Origin of the sequence: Caldimonas taiwanensis NBRC 104434, assembly GCF_001592165.1 — a bacterium.
In the GTDB taxonomy this organism is placed as follows: domain Bacteria; phylum Pseudomonadota; class Gammaproteobacteria; order Burkholderiales; family Burkholderiaceae_C; genus Caldimonas; species Caldimonas manganoxidans.
The window spans coordinates 110,927-125,029 of the sequence record NZ_BCWK01000007.1 but is presented as its reverse complement, the minus strand read 5'-3'; the positions used below and the strand labels follow the sequence as shown (position 1 = coordinate 125,029).

Genomic DNA, 14,103 nt, shown 5'->3' with positions numbered 1-14,103 from the left:
CCGAGACACGAGGCGATACATGCGATTGCTGGTGTTCTTCGATCTGCCCGTGACCACCCGCGCCGATCGGCGGGCCTACACGCAGTTCAGGCGATTCCTGCTCAACGACGGATACGACATGATCCAGTTCTCCGTCTATGGCCGTATCTTGAACGGCAGCGACGCTGAGGAGAAGCACATGAAGCGGCTGCTGGCCAACCTGCCTCCAGAGGGGTCGGTGCGGGTCCTGACCGTCACCGAGAAGCAGTACGCCAGCATGAAGCTGCTGGTGGGCCTGCCGATTTTTCAGGAAAAGCAGGTCAACGCCAGCCAGATCGTGCTGTTCTGACCGTTTCATGGAAAAGGAAAACCCGCCCAAGCCAAGCCTGGAGCGGGTTGCCGCGGGCCGTGAGTGTAGCTATCCGGGGTGAGAGAGGGAGCTACAACTCTCTGCGCGCAGGGCGTCACGCTCGGCCCGAGTGTAGCTATCCGGGGTGAGAGAGGGAGCTACAACTGTCGCCCTGGCCGTTCATGGCGTGGCGCGGAGTGTAGCTATCCGGGGTGAGAGAGGGAGCTACAACTGCGCCGGGCTCATAAAGTCACCGATGACTGAGTGTAGCTATCCGGGGTGAGAGAGGGAGCTACAACTCCCGTCGCTGACGCCATCACTCGGTGATTGAGTGTAGCTATCCGGGGTGAGAGAGGGAGCTACAACGTCGCCTGGGGTTCAGGCAGCCGCCGGCAGGAGTGTAGCTATCCGGGGTGAGAGAGGGAGCTACAACTCGTCGGCGAAACCCCTTCACCTTGTCTCAGAGTGTAGCTATCCGGGGTGAGAGAGGGAGCTACAACTGAAGTGCGACGGCCACCGCGTCACGTTTTGAGTGTAGCTATCCGGGGTGAGAGAGGGAGCTACAACATAAAAAGGAGGCTTTCCTTGAGTCGCCCCGAGTGTAGCTATCCGGGGTGAGAGAGGGAGCTACAACCTTCTTGATAGCAGGTGCGCCGCCAGTGGAGAGTGTAGCTATCCGGGGTGAGAGAGGGAGCTACAACTTCGAGGCTGTTGTACTCCTGGTCGAGCCCGAGTGTAGCTATCCGGGGTGAGAGAGGGAGCTACAACCACCTTCATGGATTCCTCGCTCACGCGCTTGAGTGTAGCTATCCGGGGTGAGAGAGGGAGCTACAACCCCAGCCACGGCGGCGGGGACCGAGACCCCGAGTGTAGCTATCCGGGGTGAGAGAGGGAGCTACAACCGTATGCGCGAGAGCGACCCGCACAAGGGCGAGTGTAGCTATCCGGGGTGAGAGAGGGAGCTACAACGAGCCGCTTTGCGATCCCCCTCCACTCCAGGAGTGTAGCTATCCGGGGTGAGAGAGGGAGCTACAACTCGTAGGCCGTGGCATAGCGGACGATGCGGGAGTGTAGCTATCCGGGGTGAGAGAGGGAGCTACAACCATGTCGTAGGCGCTCACGCGCTCCGCCTCGAGTGTAGCTATCCGGGGTGAGAGAGGGAGCTACAACACCGGCCAACGCATGCGGCGCAACAGCAGCGAGTGTAGCTATCCGGGGTGAGAGAGGGAGCTACAACGTCACGGCAGGACAGCATCCGCCATGATTTGAGTGTAGCTATCCGGGGTGAGAGAGGGAGCTACAACCTCTGGAATGCGCACCCCGGGCTTCGCGTAGAGTGTAGCTATCCGGGGTGAGAGAGGGAGCTACAACCCTGCGCCTGGTGCAGGCTCATGAACTCGAGAGTGTAGCTATCCGGGGTGAGAGAGGGAGCTACAACTGGGACTGTCACGTTCAACGCGGACACGAGGAGTGTAGCTATCCGGGGTGAGAGAGGGAGCTACAACTGTTGGGACGCTGGATGTAGCCTTTTCTGAGAGTGTAGCTATCCGGGGTGAGAGAGGGAGCTACAACGCTCGGAATACACGGCCGAACCGATGTCGCGAGTGTAGCTATCCGGGGTGAGAGAGGGAGCTACAACCGCCTCGCTGGCCGGCTCACCGCTGGTGGCGAGTGTAGCTATCCGGGGTGAGAGAGGGAGCTACAACTTTGCTCATCGATATAGAGCACGGTCGAAGAGAGTGTAGCTATCCGGGGTGAGAGAGGGAGCTACAACGCGAAACAGATTAAAACGATAAGCAGGATTGAGTGTAGCTATCCGGGGTGAGAGAGGGAGCTACAACCTCTCACCATCGATTCTTTTACTGCACTCGGAGTGTAGCTATCCGGGGTGAGAGAGGGAGCTACAACCGTTCTTGGGCGATAAATGCAGTTCGTTGCGAGTGTAGCTATCCGGGGTGAGAGAGGGAGCTACAACTCATGAATCGTCCTCGGACGCAAACAGCGCGAGTGTAGCTATCCGGGGTGAGAGAGGGAGCTACAACAAGCCCAGTAACCTGTCCAGAGGACACACCGAGTGTAGCTATCCGGGGTGAGAGAGGGAGCTACAACCGGCTGTCGTCGCGGGCGCACTCTCCACCGGAGTGTAGCTATCCGGGGTGAGAGAGGGAGCTACAACAAGGTCGCACATATCCTCGACGGTGTGCCCGAGTGTAGCTATCCGGGGTGAGAGAGGGAGCTACAACCGCCGTCTTGCCGGTGCCGGGGGCGCCGGTGAGTGTAGCTATCCGGGGTGAGAGAGGGAGCTACAACGGTCAGCAGGGCGGCCGCACGCGGGCCGCCGAGTGTAGCTATCCGGGGTGAGAGAGGGAGCTACAACCAGCTTGCTGGTGAAATGCGACGGGCATCGGAGTGTAGCTATCCGGGGTGAGAGAGGGAGCTACAACTGTGAAGGGCCGGTTCTCCCAGGCCACAGGGAGTGTAGCTATCCGGGGTGAGAGAGGGAGCTACAACCCGCTTGGAACACGGCGCGAGCGACATTCAGAGTGTAGCTATCCGGGGTGAGAGAGGGAGCTACAACTGGGAGCGCGGCACCACGGAAAAGTCCCGCGAGTGTAGCTATCCGGGGTGAGAGAGGGAGCTACAACCAGGGCCTGCACCTCCTGGCGCAGCTGCTGGAGTGTAGCTATCCGGGGTGAGAGAGGGAGCTACAACATGACGTGAAGTACGCTGGCATGTCCACGCGAGTGTAGCTATCCGGGGTGAGAGAGGGAGCTACAACACTGATGTAGCTCTCAGCGTCCGCCAGCCCGAGTGTAGCTATCCGGGGTGAGAGAGGGAGCTACAACGGTCAGCAGGGCGGCCGCACGCGGGCCGCCGAGTGTAGCTATCCGGGGTGAGAGAGGGAGCTACAACTGGTGTTTCAGGCGGCGCTTTTGCAAGAGCGAGTGTAGCTATCCGGGGTGAGAGAGGGAGCTACAACTACTTTAGTTGCCTTGTGTTTGGCTTATTTGAGTGTAGCTATCCGGGGTGAGAGAGGGAGCTATAACGTGCCCTTGATCAGCGGAGCAGCGCCCTACTGAGCAAGGGCACGCGCTGCGCGCGATCTGCTGATGACGTGCAGTCAGTCGTGATACCGCAACTGCGCCGCCAGCGAGGCATCGCCTACCACCTTGTAGACCATCCGATGCTCCTCGGTGATACAGCAGGAGCAGAAACCGGTTGGAGCGTGCTTCAAGGGCTCGGGCTTGCCCAGGCCATCGAAAGGCTCACGCTGGGTTCGCGGATGAGCTTGTCGATGCGCTCCACCATGCGGCGGTCCTGTTTTGCCCGTCGAGGAAGTCCTCCCAGGCGGCTTCGGCAAAGCCCAGCCTCAGTCGACCAGCCCGCGTTCCTGGCCTCCCCGCTGCGGGTGATGATCACAGCTCAAGGTCAGTGCACACCCGATCCATCGTACTGGCCAGGTGGGCGCGGGCGGCAGATTACGTGATGGCATCCATGACAGGCTCCTTGTACGTATACAAGTTTCGCTGCCAAAAGTTCAGCCCTGCTGCCCCGCCCGCTGTGCGGCTCGCAGCGCAAATTCCGCGCGCAGGGCCTTGAGCTTCTCGCGAGGGTCTTCCTTCATGGTCTTTTCGTCCAGCTTCATCTCGCCGATGAAGCGGCTGGGAATGCCCGCGACGAACTCGCGGCCTTTCTTGCGGCGCTTGAGGGTGCTGACCACCAGCGTGGTGCGCGCGCGCGTGATGCCCACGTACATCAGCCGACGCTCCTCCTCCAAGCGCTGCGGGGTCATGTCCTCGTCTTCGCTCTTGAAGGGCAGCAAGCCCTCGTTCACCCCGGCGAGGAAGACATGCGGCCACTCCAGGCCCTTGGCGGCATGCAGCGTAGACAGCGTCACCACGTTGGTGTCGCCGCCGCGCTCGGCCAGGCTCAAGATGACCGAGATCGTCTGCGCCACGTCCAGCACGCTGTGGCGCTCGGTCTCGGTGGTGACGCCCCCTTCGGTGTGCAGCTCGCCGCCACAGCGCCGCGCAATCCAGTCGATGAAGTCCAGCACGTTTTGCCAACGGCTGGCGGCGAGCTTTTCGTTGTCTTCCGCCTCGTAGAGATGCTGCTCGTAGCCGATGTCCTTGAGCCAGTCCATCAGCGCGGGCTTGGCCGCCTCGGCGCCCACGGCATGGCCGAAACGGTACGCCAGGTCGTTCACATAGCGGCCAAACTCATGCAGCGCGCCCACGGCGCGCGCGCTGACGGCGCTGCCCAGCGACTCGGCAAACAAGGCCTCGAACAGACTCACGCGCCACTTGCCGGCAAACTCGCCCAGCTGCGCCAGCGTCTGGTGACCGATGCCACGCTTGGGCGTGGTCACCGCGCGCAAAAAGGCAGGGTCGTCATCGTTGTTGACCAGCAGGCGCAACCACGCACACAGGTCTTTGATCTCGGCGCGGTCGAAGAAGCTTTGGCCGCCCGAGACTTTGTAGGGAATGTTGGCCTTGCGCAAGGCTTGCTCGAACACGCGCGCTTGGTGGTTGGCGCGGTAGAGTATGGCGAAGTCACTCCACTGAACCTGCCCCCCTTGGGCCCTGAGCCCCTGGATGCGGGCCACCGCGCGCTCGGCCTCGTGCTCCTCGTTGTCGCACTCCAGCACGCGCACCGGCTCGCCCTCGCCGAATTCGCTCCAGAGCTTCTTTTCGAAGATCTTGGGGTTGGCGGCGATCACGTGGTTGGCCGCGCGCAGGATGGCGCCGGTGGAGCGGTAGTTCTGCTCCAGTGGAATGACCTTGAGCTGCGGGTAGTCCTGCGGCAAGCGTTTGAGGTTTTCGATGGTGGCCCCGCGCCAGCCGTAGATGGACTGGTCGTCATCGCCCACGGCGGTGAACATGGCGCGCTCGCCCACCAGGGCCTTGAGCAGCTCGTACTGCACGGCATTGGTGTCTTGGTATTCGTCCACCAGCACGTAGCGCAGGGTGTCTTGCCACTTGGCGCGGGCCTCGGCGTCACGCTGCAGCAGCTTCAGCGGCAAGCCGATCAGGTCGTCGAAGTCCACCGCCTGGTAGGCCACCAAGCGTTCCTCATAGCGCTGCATCACGCGGGCGGCCACACGCTCGTCCTCGTCTTTGGCGGCCCGGGCGGCCTGCTGGCTGTCGAGCCCTTGGTTCTTCCACAGGCTGATGGTCCATTGCCAGCGCCGCGCCGTGGCCGCATCGGTGGTGCCGCCAGCCTCGCGCAGGATGGACAGCACATCGTCGCTGTCGAGGATGGAGAACTTTTCCTTCAGGCCCAGTCGGGGGCCATCGGCGCGCAAGATGCGCACCCCCAGGCTGTGGAAGGTGCTGATCACCAAGTGCTGCGCGGCCTTGGCGCCCACCAGGCCACGGGCGCGCTCGCGCATTTCCTCGGCCGCTTTGTTGGTGAAGGTGATGGCCGCGATCTGGCCCGGGGCGTAGCCGGCCTGCAACAGCCGCGCGATTTTGTGGGTGATCACCCGGGTTTTGCCCGAGCCGGCGCCAGCCAGCACCAGGCAAGGCCCTTGCAGGTAATGAACGGCTTCGAGTTGCGCAGGATTGAGGGATGGAGGCTGGGTCGACACGGGGCGAGATGATACCGGCGGCGTTTTTCAGGCCGTCGTCAGGCAGAGTTCGCGCCGGCTTGCGATACTGCGCGCCGCATGCAAGCGATCTTTCAAGTCACTTTCCCGTTTTTCGCCTTGGTGCTGTGCGGCTATGTGGCAGCACGCCGGGGGCTGTTGCCCGAGTCGGCCATCCCCGGGCTGAACATGTTCGTGCTGTTCTTCGCCTTGCCTTGCATGTTGTTTCGTTTCGGGGCGAGCACGCCCTTTGCCCAGTTAGTCAACCCCGTGTGGCTGGGTCTGTACATCGCCTGCGCGCTGCTGATCGTCTTCGTCACCGTGGCGCATTCGCGGGCCCAGGGCATCAGTCTCAAGGACAGCGCCTTCGGCGCCTTGGTGGCCGCGTTTCCGAATACCGGCTTCATGGGCGTGCCGCTGATCGTGGCGTTGATGGGCGAGCGTGCAGCCGGGCCGGTGATCGTCACCATCTTGGCCGATCTGTTCGTGACCAGCTCGATATGCTTGGCCTTGGCGCAAAGTGGGGGCGGCCACTGGCGTGAGAGCCTGGGCAAGGCCCTGCGCGGTGCGTTGAGCAACCCGCTGCCCTGGTCGATTGCCGCCGGCGCGGCGGTTTCGCTGCTGCAAATGACCTTGCCCGGCCCGCTGGAGCGCATGATCGCGATGCTGGGCCAAGCCGCCTCGCCCGTGGCACTGTTCACCATCGGCGCGGTGCTGTGGCGCTCGCAAAAGAATCTGCAGCGGCCCACCCCGGTGTCGGACTACGCGCCCATCGTTTTCATCAAGCTGGTCGTGCACCCCCTGCTGGTGCTGGCTGCCGGCCTGGCGGCGCTACGCCTCGGGCTGCCGCTGGAGCCTCTGGCGCTCACCGCCTTGGTCTTGGCGGCAGCCTTGCCGTCGGCCAGCAATGTATCCCTGTTGGCAGAACGGTTTCAGGCCGACAACGGACGCATCGCGCGCATCATTTTGTGGTCGACCGCCTTGGCCTTCCTGAGCTTTTCCGGGGCGGTGCGTTTGTTCGGGATTGCCCCGACGGCCGCTTGAGCTCGATAGTCATAAGCTATCTGTCATATCGATAGGTTCCATTTCCCATCGTCCGCTTCAGCGCCTATCCTTTCATTGCCGATACCTATCGCGTGATAGGCATCGATAGAAAGGAGCCTGCCATGTTCGACGCCGTCCTGGAAGTTCTGGCTGCGTTGGCGCAGGCCATGTGAGCACGCGGGCCGCCCTTCGGGTGCGACCGCCCTCGTCGAACTCCAACCCCACAAGGAGAGATGCATGACCGCTGAAAGCAAATGCCCGTTCCACGCCGTCGCCGGCGCGGGCACGACGAACAAGGATTGGTGGCCCAACCAGCTGCGGCTGGATTTGTTGAGCCAGCACTCGGAAAAATCCAATCCTCTGGGCAAGAACTTCAATTACCGTGAGGAGTTCAAGAAGCTCGACTATGCGGCGCTGAAGGCGGATCTCAAGAAGCTGATGACCGAGTCGCAAGACTGGTGGCCGGCCGACCATGGCAGTTATGCCGGCTTGATGATCCGCATGGCCTGGCACAGCGCAGGCACCTACCGCATCGGCGATGGCCGTGGCGGTGGCGGGCGCGGGCAGCAGCGCTTTGCGCCGCTGAATTCCTGGCCGGACAACGTCAACCTCGACAAGGCCCGGCGGCTGCTGTGGCCGATCAAGCAAAAGTACGGCAAGAAGATTTCCTGGGCCGACTTGATGATCCTGGCCGGCAACGTGGCGTTGGAGTCCACCGGCTTCCGTACCTTTGGCTTCGGCGCCGGGCGGGAGGACACATGGGAACCCGACAATGACGTGTATTGGGGCCGCGAAACCACGTGGCTGTCCGATGACCAGCGCTACAGCGGCCAGCGCGAGCTGGAAAACCCGCTGGCGGCCGTGCAGATGGGCCTCATCTACGTCAACCCCGAAGGCCCCAATGGCAACGGCGACCCGGTGGCTGCCGCCAAGGACATCCGTGAGACCTTCACCCGCATGGGGATGAACGATGAGGAAACCGTCGCGCTGATCGCCGGCGGCCACACCTTGGGCAAGACGCATGGCGCCGGCCCGGCCTCGCATGTGGGCCCCGACCCCGAAGCCGCCCCGCTGCATGAACAAGGCCTGGGCTGGACCAGCAGCTTCGGCACCGGCAAAGGCAAGGACACAATCACCTCGGGCCTGGAGGTGACCTGGACGACCACCCCGGCGCGCTGGAACAACGATTTCTTCGAAATCCTGTTCAAGTACGAATGGGAGCAAACCCGCTCGCCGGCCGGTGCCATCCAGTGGGTGGCCAAAGGCGCCGACGAGATCATCCCCGGGCCCACGCCGGATTCGCCCAAGCGCAAGCCCACGATGCTGACCACCGACTTGTCGCTGCGCTTTGACCCGGTGTACGAGAAGATCTCGCGCAAATTCCTCAACGACCCGCAGGCCTTCGCCGATGCCTATGCACGCGCCTGGTTCAAGCTGACCCACCGCGACATGGGACCCAAGGCACGCTACCTCGGCCCGGAAGTGCCGAAGGAAGATTTGATCTGGCAAGACCCCCTGCCTGCGCCGGTGCACAAGCCCACGGCGGCCGACATCGCCGATGTGAAAGCCAAGATCGCCGCCAGCGGCCTGTCGGTGGGCGAGCTGGTCACCACGGCCTGGGCCTCGGCCTCGACCTTCCGCGGCGGCGACAAGCGCGGCGGCGCCAATGGCGCGCGCATCCGGCTGGCGCCGCAAAACGACTGGCCGGTCAACAAGATCGCCATGCGCGTGCTGCCCAAGCTGGAAGCCATCCAGAAGGCTTCGGGCAAGATGTCGCTGGCCGACGTGATCGTGCTGGCCGGCGGGGTGGGCATCGAAATGGCAGCCAAGGCCGCCGGCCTGAACGTGGAGGTGCCCTTCACGCCCGGCCGTGTGGATGCCGGCCCCGAGCACACCGACGTGGAAGGCTTCAAATACCTCGAACCGTTCGCCGACGGCTTCCGCAACTACCTGAAAGCCAAGTCGCAGGTGCCGGCCGAGCATTTGCTGGTGGACAAAGCCCAGCAGTTGACGCTGACCGCGCCGGAGATGACCGCGCTCATCGGCGGGCTGCGGGTGCTGGGCGCCAACTACGACGGCAGCTCGCTGGGCGTGTTCACCCACCGCCCCGGCACCTTGACGAATGACTTCTTCGTCAATCTGCTGGACATGTCGGTGCAGTGGCGGCCGGCCGGCGACGACTTCGAAGGCGTCGATCGCAAGACCGGCGCGGTGAAGTGGAAGGGCAGCCGGGTCGATCTGGTCTTTGGCTCGAACTCGGTGCTGCGGGCGCTGTCCGAGGTCTATGCCGAATCCGACGGTCAAGAGAAGTTCGTGCAGGACTTCATCGCCGCTTGGGTGAAGGTGATGAACCTCGACCGCTTCGACTTGTTGTGAGATTTTGCCCAGTGCAACGCAGGGCCTTTGTGGCCCTGCGTTGACAGCGGGCTGCCGTATCGCCAACACTTGAAACCATGTTCACCGCCACGACCGCTTTGCTACTACTAGCCCTACTGGCCACCGCCGTGCTGGCTGGTATGGGTCGTGCCCGGTCCTTCGAGCCGCGTCGAGTCCGCATCCAGGACCCCCCGCGTCGCTGAACATTCCGGTTCTCCCCCATCCCCAGGCCAGCGTCCCCGCTGGCCTTTTTGTTTTCCGTCGATCGTTGCGCCACCCGAGGCCCGTCATGCTCCAGCATCCCGAACGCAAATACCGCCCCTTCGCCCCGGTCAACCTGCCCGACCGCACCTGGCCGAACCAGGTCATCACCCGGCCGCCCATCTGGATGAGCACCGACCTGCGCGACGGCAACCAAGCCCTGTTCGAGCCGATGAACGTGCCGACCAAGCTGCGGCTGTTCCAGCTGTTGGTGCGCATCGGCTTCAAAGAGATCGAGGTGGGCTTTCCCTCGGCTTCGCAGACCGATTTCGACTTCGTGCGCAAGCTGATCGAAGACGACCTCATTCCCGAGGACGTGACGATCGAAGTGCTCACCCAGGCGCGTGAAGACCTGATCGCCCGCACGTTCGAGTCGCTGCGCGGCGCGCGCCGCGCCATCGTCCACCTGTACAACGCCACCGCGCCGACTTTTCGGCGCATCGTCTTTGGCATGAGCGTGGACCAGGTGCGCGAGCTGGCCGTCCACCATGCCCGGTTGGTGCAGCAGTACGCCCAGCGCCAGCCGCAAACGCACTGGACCTTCCAATACAGCCCGGAAGTGTTCAGCGGCACCGAGCTGGAAGTGGCCAAGGACGTGGTCGATGCGGTGATGGACGTGTGGCAGCCCACGCCGCAACACAAGGCCATCGTCAACCTGCCGGCCACGGTGGAGATGAGCACGCCCAATGTCTACGCGGACCAGATCGAGTGGATGCACCGGCACCTGAAGCGCCGCGACAGCCTCGTGCTGAGCGTGCACCCGCACAACGACCGTGGCACCGCCGTGGCCGCCGCCGAGCTGGCGGTGATGGCCGGCGCCGAGCGGGTGGAAGGCTGTCTGTTTGGCAACGGCGAGCGCACCGGCAACGTCGACCTGGTCACGCTGGCGCTCAATCTCTACAGCCAAGGCGTGCACCCGGGGCTGGACTTCTCGCAGATCAACGAAGTGGCTCGCACCGTAGAAGACTGCACCCAGCTGCCGATCCACCCGCGTCATCCTTACGTGGGCGACTTGGTCTTCACCGCGTTTTCCGGCTCCCACCAGGACGCTATCAAAAAGGGCTTTGCCGCCCAGCGACCCGATGCGATCTGGGAAGTGCCCTATCTGCCGATCGACCCGGCCGACCTGGGCCGCAGCTATGACTCGGTGGTGCGCGTCAACAGCCAATCCGGCAAAGGCGGCATCGCCTTCTTGCTGGAAACCGCCTACGGCCTGGTGCTGCCGCGGCGCGCGCAGATCGAGTTCAGCGCCGTGGTGCAAAAAGTGGCCGACGACACCGGCGGCGAGCTCAGCGCGCAACAACTGTGGGAACTGTTCGAACGCGAATACCTGCGCCGCGAGCAGCCGCTGAAGCTGCTGGCCCACCATGGCATGGAAGACGGGGCGCGTGTGGGCCTGCAGCTCGAGGTGGAATTCCAAGGCCAACGCCTGCGCCTGGAAGGCTGGGGCAACGGCCCCTTGGATGCGGCCGTGCACGCCCTGGGCCTGCCGTTGCGGCTGGACAGCTACGAAGAACGCGCCATCGGCTCGGGGTCGGATGCCCGCGCGATCGCCTTCGTGGAGCTGGCCCATCCGGATGTCGCCGGCACCCGCTTCGGCGTGGGGCAAGACACCCACATCGTCACGGCCAGCCTGCGCGCGCTCATCAGTGCGCTCAATCGCATGCCCCTGCCGCTAGAGATGCTGAGCCGGGCTTGGCGCGGGGCCGTCGCTCAAGAACTGCTTCACGCCTGAGCCAGTCCGCAGGCTGAAAGATTCAAGGCATTGGCGCGCTGCGTGCCAGCCGCCGCGGCGCGAGGCTCTACACTGCGCGCTGCATGCGCGCAGGCTTGCGCGGGCCAGCCTGCCGGCGCATGCGCGAATTCGCGCCATGCCGATGCAGCCTGACGACCCCCTGTCCATCCAGCTCTACGACCAGCCCGGCCACCTGATCCGCCGGGCGCACCAGATCGCCGTGGCCCAATTCCACGAGGCCTTGGGCCGCGACATCACGCCCGTGCAGTACGCCGTGCTGCGCGTGCTGCACGAGCATCCCGGCATCGACCAGGTCACCGCAGCGCAAATGGTGGCCCTGGACACCTCCACCACCGCCGACATCGCCGCCCGACTGGAAGCCAAGGGCTGGATCGTGCGCGAGCTGCTGCCGCGCCGCCAGCGGCGCTTGCTGCTCACCCCGGCCGGGCAAGCCCTGTTGGCCGACCTCACCCCCAAGATGCACCGCATGCAGCACACGCTGATGAGCCGCTTGGCCCCCGCCGAGCAGGCCGAATTCATGCGCCTGCTGCGCAAATTCGTGCACCTCGACGCCGACGATCCAGCACCGCGAACCTAGGTCAAACCCTCTCCCTCCTGGGCATCCCAAGGAGTACCATTGGCTCACATTCAGCATACTGAATGACAGGCTTCATCCCCCGCGAGAGGTCGCCCCATGTTTCTGAAGAACACTTGGTACGTCGCCGCCACGCCCGACGAGATCGCCGACAAGCCCCTGGGCCGCACCATCGCGGGCGAGCCGATGGTGATCTACCGCGCCGCCGAAGGCGTGGCCGCCCTGGAAGATTTTTGCCCCCATCGCGGCGCGCCGCTGTCGCAAGGCCGGGTCTGCGAGGGTCGGCTGATGTGCGGCTACCACGGCCTGGTGATGGGCTGCGACGGCAAGACGCTGTCGATGCCGAACCAGCGCGTGCGCGGCTTCCCGGCCATCCGGGCCTACCCGGCGGTGGAACGCCATGGCTTCATCTGGGTGTGGCCGGGCGAGGCCGCTCGGGCCGATGCGACCCTCATTCCCGAGCTGCCCTGGGCGAACGATCCCGAATGGGCCTATGGCGGCGGTCTGTACCACATCCGTTGCGACTACCGGCTGATGATCGACAACCTGATGGATCTGACGCACGAAACCTACGTGCACGCCAACAGCATCGGCCAGAAGGAGATCGACGAAGCCACGCCGCAGACCAAGGTGGAGGGCGAGCACGTCATCACCAGCCGCTTCATGCAAGGCATCATCGCCCCGCCGTTCTGGCAGATGGCTCTACGCGGCCATGGTCTGCCCGACGACCAGCCGGTCGATCGCTGGCAAATATGCCACTTCACCCCGCCCAGCCATGTGATGATCGAAGTCGGCGTGGCCCTGGCCGGCCGCGGCGGCGTCCATGCCGACCCCAAAGACAAGGTCTACGCCATCGTGGTGGACTTCCTCACCCCCGAGACCGAGACCACGATGTGGTACTTCTGGGGCATGGCGCGGCACTTCCAGCCGCAGGATGCCGCACTGACGGCCAAGATCCGCGAAGGCCAAGGCAAGATCTTCTCCGAGGACCTGGCCATGCTCGAGGGCCAGCAGGCCAATCTGTCACGCCACCCGGGGCGCAAGCTGCTGAACCTCAACACCGATGCGGGCGGAGTGCAAGCCCGGCGCATCCTCGAGCGGCTGATCGCCGCCGAGCGCGCAGAACCGGTGGCCGCAGCGGCCTGAGGTCCCTATGAGCACCGCGCCTGCATCGCTGCGCGTGCGAGTGGCACGCAAAGTCATCGAGGCCGAAGACATTTGCAGCTTCGAGCTGGTGGCCGCCGACGGCCGGCTGCTGCCGGCGTTTTCGGCCGGCTCGCACATCGACGTGCACCTGCCCGATGGCCTGGTGCGCCAGTACTCGCTGTGCAACGATGCGGCCGAGACCCACCGCTATCTGATCGCGGTCTTGAAGGATCCGGCCAGCCGCGGCGGCTCGCGCGCGATGCACGAGCGGGTGCACGAAGGCGATGAGCTCATCATCAGCCCCCCACGAAACCACTTCGCGCTGGCGCACGAGGCCCGACACCACCTGCTGCTGGCCGGTGGCATCGGCATCACGCCGCTGTTGTGCATGGCCGAGCGGCTGGCCGCCACGGGCGCGGCCTTCACGATGCACTACTGCACCCGCTCTCGCGCGCGCACGGCCTTCGCGTCGCGCATCGCGGCCTCGGCCTTTGCCGCGCAGGTGCAGTTCCATCATGACGATGGTCCGCCCGAACAGCAGTTCCAGCTCGAGGCCGTGCTGGCAGGGGCCGACGAGCACACCCATCTCTATGTCTGCGGCCCGCAGGGCTTCATGGACGCGGTGCTGGGCGCAGCGCGGGGGCGCGGCTGGCCCGAATCACGGCTGCATTACGAGTTCTTCTCGGCCGAGCCGGTGTCCACCGAAGGCGACCGCCCTTTCGAAGTGGTGCTGGCCAGCAGCGGCCGCGTGGTGCCGGTGGCCGCCGGGCAGACGGTCGTGCAGGCCTTGGCCGCCTGCGGTGTGGACGTGATGGTCTCGTGCGAGCAAGGGGTGTGCGGCACGTGCCTGACCCGCGTGCTCGAAGGCGAGATCGACCACCGCGACGCTTACCTCACCCCCGAAGAACGCGCCTGCGGCGACCAGTTCACGCCCTGCGTCTCGCGTGCCAAGTCGGCGCGGCTGGTGCTGGATCTGTGAGCGCAGCATTGATTTTGCGACTCATTCTCATTTAATATCCAGCTTGTTTTCA

General features: G+C 64.3%; 9 protein-coding genes and 1 CRISPR repeat array. Of the genes, 7 read left to right on the top strand and 2 right to left on the bottom strand.

Translation table 11 applies throughout. The annotated features are described in order from the left end of the window. The first annotated feature begins 19 nt into the window (after nt 1–19). Nucleotides 20–328 (top strand): CRISPR-associated endonuclease Cas2, encoded by a 309-nt coding sequence (gene cas2 / locus CTA01S_RS08185; protein WP_062194343.1) that lies wholly within the window; start codon nt 20–22, stop codon nt 326–328. A 61-nt stretch (nt 329–389) separates the two neighbouring features. After that, nucleotides 390–3,375: a CRISPR direct-repeat array (repeat unit 37 nt; unit sequence GAGTGTAGCTATCCGGGGTGAGAGAGGGAGCTACAAC). A 74-nt stretch (nt 3,376–3,449) separates the two neighbouring features. Here cas2 and CTA01S_RS16890 read toward each other — a convergent pair. Together CTA01S_RS16890 and CTA01S_RS08180 are read right to left on the bottom strand one after the other, a co-directional pair. Then, entirely contained in the window at nt 3,450–3,563 is a 114-nt protein-coding gene (locus CTA01S_RS16890; RefSeq protein WP_232301024.1) for a type II toxin-antitoxin system RelE/ParE family toxin, read from the bottom strand. Nucleotides 3,564–3,866: 303 nt separating this feature from the next. Beyond that, nucleotides 3,867–5,918, bottom strand: a complete 2,052-nt coding sequence (locus CTA01S_RS08180) for an ATP-dependent helicase (RefSeq protein ID WP_062194339.1) — start codon at nt 5,916–5,918, stop codon at nt 3,867–3,869. Nucleotides 5,919–5,996: 78 nt separating this feature from the next. Here CTA01S_RS08180 and CTA01S_RS08175 point away from each other — a divergent pair, with 78 nt between their 5' ends. From CTA01S_RS08175 to CTA01S_RS08150, 6 genes are all read left to right on the top strand, one after another. Next, nucleotides 5,997–6,959 carry an AEC family transporter gene (locus tag CTA01S_RS08175; RefSeq protein ID WP_062194336.1) on the top strand — a complete coding sequence of 321 codons (963 nt, stop codon included), beginning with the start codon at nt 5,997–5,999 and terminating at the stop codon, nt 6,957–6,959. A 237-nt stretch (nt 6,960–7,196) separates the two neighbouring features. Continuing rightward, nucleotides 7,197–9,335 (top strand): catalase/peroxidase HPI, encoded by a 2,139-nt coding sequence (katG, locus tag CTA01S_RS08170; RefSeq protein ID WP_062194331.1) that lies wholly within the window; start codon nt 7,197–7,199, stop codon nt 9,333–9,335. 289 nt (nt 9,336–9,624) lie between these two features. Beyond that, nucleotides 9,625–11,331, top strand: a complete 1,707-nt coding sequence (gene leuA / locus CTA01S_RS08165) for a 2-isopropylmalate synthase (protein WP_062194330.1) — start codon at nt 9,625–9,627, stop codon at nt 11,329–11,331. A 136-nt stretch (nt 11,332–11,467) separates the two neighbouring features. Continuing rightward, nucleotides 11,468–11,929 carry a MarR family winged helix-turn-helix transcriptional regulator gene (locus tag CTA01S_RS08160; RefSeq protein ID WP_019561788.1) on the top strand — a complete coding sequence of 154 codons (462 nt, stop codon included), beginning with the start codon at nt 11,468–11,470 and terminating at the stop codon, nt 11,927–11,929. Between the two features lie 96 nt (nt 11,930–12,025). Further along, nucleotides 12,026–13,072 (top strand): aromatic ring-hydroxylating dioxygenase subunit alpha, encoded by a 1,047-nt coding sequence (locus tag CTA01S_RS08155; protein ID WP_062194329.1) that lies wholly within the window; start codon nt 12,026–12,028, stop codon nt 13,070–13,072. Between the two features lie 7 nt (nt 13,073–13,079). After that, nucleotides 13,080–14,051 (top strand): PDR/VanB family oxidoreductase, encoded by a 972-nt coding sequence (locus tag CTA01S_RS08150; protein WP_062194328.1) that lies wholly within the window; start codon nt 13,080–13,082, stop codon nt 14,049–14,051. Nucleotides 14,052–14,103: the final 52 nt, after the last annotated feature.